Annotated in this window: 4 protein-coding genes; 3 read left to right on the plus strand and 1 reads right to left on the minus strand. The window is 74.1% G+C overall.

What is annotated here, in order from left to right:
* Nucleotides 1-33 precede the first annotated feature (33 nt).
* On the minus strand, nt 34-1,614 hold the full coding sequence (locus V7E46_RS12735) for an oxidoreductase (RefSeq protein ID WP_443054139.1): 1,581 nt from the start codon (nt 1,612-1,614) through the stop codon (nt 34-36).
* A 115-nt stretch (nt 1,615-1,729) separates the two neighbouring features.
* On the opposite strand from V7E46_RS12735, the gene hisD reads away from it, so the two are divergent.
* From hisD to hisB, 3 genes are read left to right on the plus strand one after another with little or no spacing between them, the layout of a single operon-like run.
* Nucleotides 1,730-3,073: a histidinol dehydrogenase gene (gene hisD / locus V7E46_RS12740; protein ID WP_333768512.1), complete on the plus strand. Its 1,344-nt coding sequence runs from the start codon at nt 1,730-1,732 to the stop codon at nt 3,071-3,073.
* The gene (locus V7E46_RS12745; protein WP_333768513.1) at nt 3,070-4,191 is read left to right on the plus strand and encodes a histidinol-phosphate transaminase; all 1,122 of its coding nucleotides are present in this window, start codon (nt 3,070-3,072) and stop codon (nt 4,189-4,191) included. Before hisD ends, V7E46_RS12745 begins: the two co-directional genes overlap by 4 nt.
* Nucleotides 4,188-4,781 carry an imidazoleglycerol-phosphate dehydratase HisB gene (gene hisB / locus V7E46_RS12750; RefSeq protein ID WP_329179824.1) on the plus strand — a complete coding sequence of 198 codons (594 nt, stop codon included), beginning with the start codon at nt 4,188-4,190 and terminating at the stop codon, nt 4,779-4,781. The genes V7E46_RS12745 and hisB overlap by 4 nt, the downstream gene beginning before the upstream one ends.
* Nucleotides 4,782-4,861: the final 80 nt, after the last annotated feature.

A 4,861-nucleotide genomic window follows, 5' to 3' on the forward strand; every position in this document is an offset into this window, starting at 1 on the left:
GGAGGCCCGTACGCGGGGCTGGGCGGGGGGAGGTCAGGTGCCGCGGCGGAGGAGGCGGCTGGCACCGGCGGCAGCCGTCGTGGCGAGCATCCAGCCCAGCAGGGTGAGGAGCGAGGCCACCCACTGCGCGACCCCCGTCTCCCGCCACGCGTTGTCCTGGCCGAGGTCGATGACCGGGAGCAGCAGGTCCAGGGCGTAGAGCGCGGGACTCCAATGCGGCCGGTAACCCCCCGCGTCCGCCGCCGCAGGCGTGGGGTGCAGCGCGAAATACAGCGCGCCCAGCGCCCACAGCACCGCCATCCAGACCGCCGCGCGGCCCGGCCGGTAGCCGTAACCGACGGTGATGTCCTGGAGCCAGCCCCACACCCGCCCGGCGGGCGTCAGCGTCTCGCGGCGCCGCCGCTGCCGCGCGAGCAGCACCTCGCGCGCCTCGGTGTCCTCGCCCGCGGCCCGCAGCGCCGCGGCGAGCCGCTCGTACGGCTCGGGCCGGAACTCCGGGGTGGCCGCCGCCAGCCAGCCGAGCCGCTCGCGCAGCGGGAAGTCGGCGAGCGGGGGGAGCGTGTCGTAGCTGAAGCCGGTCATCCGCAGCCGCCCCGCCGAGGGCCAGGCGCTGGGGGTGTCGTTGAGCTTGCCGACCCGGGCGCCGGACAGCACGACCCCGCCCTCCGGTGCCCGCGGCAGCGTGAAGCACAGCTCGGGCGTCTGGATGCGGCGCAGCGACACCTGCTGCTCGCCGGCCAGCACGAAGCGCGCCCGGCTGATGATCACGGCGTTGCCGAACCGCCCGTCGTCGAGCCGCAGCCCGCCGTGGCAGGTGAAGGGCAGCACCGTGACGTCCTCCGGCGGGGGCGCCGACCCGCCGCCGGCGCTCAGCGCGTTCCACCCGCCGGACAGGTAGAGGGTGTGCTCGACCGTGATACGGGCCGCGTTGAGCGCCTGCCTGCCGCCGGGATTGCGCAGGGTGGCGCCGCGCAGGCTGAGCCGGCCGCCGATACGGGCGCTGCGCAGGCTGAATTCACCGCTGAAGTCGATGAGTTCTGCGTCCACGTCCTGGCCGACGGTCAGCCCGTCCGCGGCGAAGGCCCGCGACGCCCGGCCGCGCCGCACGGTGAGCTGGTTGAGCAGCAGGTCGGTGCCTATGTGGGCGTCGGCCAGCCGGACGCCGTCGGTGATCAGGCACTGCGGCAGGTGCAGGTCGCCGCCGACCTGGAGCCGGGCCGCGTCCAGCCGGGGCATCCGGCAGCGCACCAGGCGCATGCTGCCGATCCGGCACTCCTGGAGCATGAGCGGATCGTCGAAGCGGCAGTCGTCCAGCTGGACGTACGGCGTGACCGTGCCGCCCGCCAGCATCAGCCGCCCGCTGATCCGCACCCCGGCGAGTTTCAGCGCGGTCACCCGCCCCGGCACCGCGGGCGGTCCGTCGAGCAGCAGCTCGGCGACGGCCTGCGCGCGTACCGTGCGGTCGGGGCCCCAGACGGGCCCGGCCAGCGGGTCGTCCTCGCCGGCGCGGCCGGTGCGCAGATCGCAGGTGCGGCCCTCCCGGAAGGCCTGCCACATGCGCCGCTCTACCGGCGTCCAGTCCTGCGGCGGTGTCCCGCCGGCGGCCTCGGTCACCCGATTCCCCTCCCCGTCGTCGCGCCGCACACCGTAGCGGGTCGGTACGACGGCGTCGTATCACGGAGTGGAACTCGGGAACGTCCCGCATGCCCGGGTCCCTACACTTGGCAGCGTGATCTCCCGAATCGATCTGCGCGGTGCCGCCTTCCCCGAGGCCGGCATCGACCGCGAGCTGCTGCCCCGTGCCGACTTCGACGTGGAGGCCGCCCTGGAGACGGTGCGGCCGATCTGCGAGGACGTCCGCCATCGGGGCTCGGCCGCGGTGCTCGATCACGGCGAGCGGTTCGACGGGGTGCGGCCCGCCTCGCTGCGGGTCCCGGCGCAGGCGCTGGAGACCGCGCTGGCCGACCTCGACCCCGCGGTCAGGGCCGCCCTGGAGGAGTCGGTCCGGCGGGCCAGGATCGTGCACCGCGAGCAGCGCCGTACCGACGTCACCACCCAGGTGGTGCCCGGCGGCACGGTCACCGAGCGGTGGGTGCCGGTCGAGCGGGTCGGGCTGTACGTGCCGGGCGGCCTCGCGGTGTACCCGTCGTCCGTGGTGATGAACGTGGTTCCCGCCCAGGAGGCCGGCGTCGAGGGCATCGCGGTGGCCTCCCCGCCGCAGAAGGACTTCGGCGGCCTGCCGCACCCCACCATCCTCGCCGCGTGCGCGCTGCTCGGCGTGACCGAGGTCTACGCCACCGGCGGCGCCCAGGCCGTCGCGATGTTCGCGTACGGCACCGAGGACTGCCGCCCGGTGAACCTGGTCACCGGACCCGGCAACATCTACGTCGCCGCCGCCAAGCGGCTGCTCAAGGGCCGGGTCGGCATCGACGCCGAGGCGGGTCCCACCGAGATCGCGATCCTCGCCGACGACTCCGCGGACCCCGCCTTCGTCGCCGCCGACCTGATCAGCCAGGCCGAGCACGACCCGCTGGCCGCCGCGGTGCTGGTGACCACCTCGCCCGAGCTGGCCGACGCGGTCGACAAGGAGCTGGACGTCCAGGTCGCCGCCGCCCGGCACCGCGAGCGGATCACCGCCGCGCTGTCCGGCCGCCAGTCGGCGACCGTGCTGACCGACACCCTGGAGCAGGGCCTCGCGGTGGTGGACGCCTACGCCGCCGAGCACCTGGAGATCCAGACCAGGGACGCCGCCGCGGTCGCCGCCCGGGTGCGCAACGCCGGCGCGGTCTTCGTCGGCCCGCACGCCCCGGTCTCGCTCGGCGACTACTGCGCCGGGTCCAACCACGTCCTGCCCACCGGCGGCTGCGCCTGCCACTCCTCCGGCCTGTCCGTGCAGTCCTTCCTGCGCGGCATCCACGTGGTGGACTACTCCCGCGACGCCCTGGCCGAGGTCGCCGCCCACGTGGTGACGCTGGCCGACGCCGAGGACCTGCCCGCGCACGGCGAGGCGGTACGCGTCAGGTTCGGCGGCGACGTCGCCCCGGGCCCGCGCGGCGGCGGCGATGCCGTATGACCGGCATCGACGACCTGCCCATCCGTGACGAGCTGCGCGGCCAGTCCCCCTACGGCGCCCCCCAGCTCGACGTGGCGGTGCGGCTGAACACCAACGAGAACCCGTACCCGCTGCCCGAGGCGCTGGTCGCCAGGATCGCGGAGCGGGTCGCCGAGGCCGCCCGCGGCCTGAACCGCTACCCCGACCGGGACGCGGTCGAGCTGCGCACCGCGCTCGCGGCGTATCTGACCAGGACCGCGGGGCACCCGGTCGGCCTGGCCCAGGTCTGGGCGGCGAACGGGTCCAACGAGATCATCCAGCAGCTGCTCCAGACCTTCGGCGGCCCCGGCCGCAGCGCGATCGGCTTCGAGCCGTCGTATTCGATGCACGCGCTGATCTCCCGGGGCACCGGCACCGGCTGGATCTCCGGACCGCGCAACGCCGACTTCACCATCGACGTGGCCGCCGCCGCCCGGGAGATCGCCGAGCGCCGCCCCGAGGTGGTGTTCATCTGCTCGCCCAACAACCCGACCGGCACCGCCGTCGACGCCGCGACCGTCCTGGGGCTGTACGAGGCCGCGCAGGCCGCCCGCCCCTCGCTGGTCGTGGTGGACGAGGCCTACGGCGAGTTCTCGCACCGGCCGTCGCTGCTGCCGCTGATCGAGGGCCGGCCCAACCTGGTGCTCACCCGCACCATGTCCAAGGCGTTCGGCGCGGCCGGGCTGCGGCTCGGCTATCTGGCCGCCGACCCCGCGGTGGTCGACGCGGTGCAGATCGTCCGGCTGCCCTACCACCTGTCCGCGGTCACCCAGGCGACGGCGCTGGCCGCGCTGGAGCACACCGACACGCTGCTCGGCTACGTCGACCAGCTCAAGGCCGAACGCGACCGGCTCGTCGGCGAGTTGCGCGCGACCGGTTACGAGGTGACCGACTCGGACGCCAACTTCGTGCAGTTCGGCCGGTTCGCCGACAGCCACGCCGCTTGGGAGGCGGTGCTCGCGCACGGCATCCTGGTACGGGACAACGGTGTGCCGGGCCGGCTGCGCGTCTCGGTCGGCACCCCCGCCGAGAACGACGCGTTCCTGGACGCGGCACGGGCGGTCTTCAAGGATCACAGCACTACGGAGGAGCAGGTATGACCCGCGTGGGCCGCGTCGAGCGCACCACCAAGGAGACGTCGGTGGTCGTCGAGATCGACCTCGACGGCACCGGGCAGGTGGCCGTGTCCACGGGCGTCGGCTTCTACGACCACATGCTCGACCAGCTCGGCAGGCACGGGCTGTTCGACCTGTCGGTGAAGACCGAGGGCGACCTCCATATCGACACCCACCACACCATCGAGGACACCGCGCTCGCGCTGGGCGCCGCCTTCAAGCAGGCGCTCGGCGACAAGGTGGGCATCTACCGCTTCGGCAACTGCACCGTCCCGCTGGACGAGGCACTCGCCCAGGTCACCGTGGACCTCTCGGGCCGCCCGTACCTGGTGCACAGCGAGCCCGAGCAGATGGCGCCGATGATCGGCTCGTACGACACCACGATGACCCGGCACATCCTGGAGTCCTTCGTCGCCCAGGCCCAGATCGCCCTGCACGTGCACGTGCCGTACGGGCGCAACGCGCACCACATCGTGGAGTGCCAGTTCAAGGCCCTGGCCAGGGCGCTGCGCTACGCCAGCGAGCGCGACCCGCGGGCAGCGGGCATCCTGCCGTCGACGAAGGGCGCGCTGTGAGCGGCGCGAGCCGTCGCCGCACGGGCGGAGAATCAGGATCCGGCGCGAGCGGTTGCCGCGCGGGCGGAGAAGCGAACGGA

Source organism: Streptomyces sp. IBSBF 2435 (assembly GCF_036815005.1).
GTDB lineage: Bacteria > Actinomycetota > Actinomycetes > Streptomycetales > Streptomycetaceae > Actinacidiphila.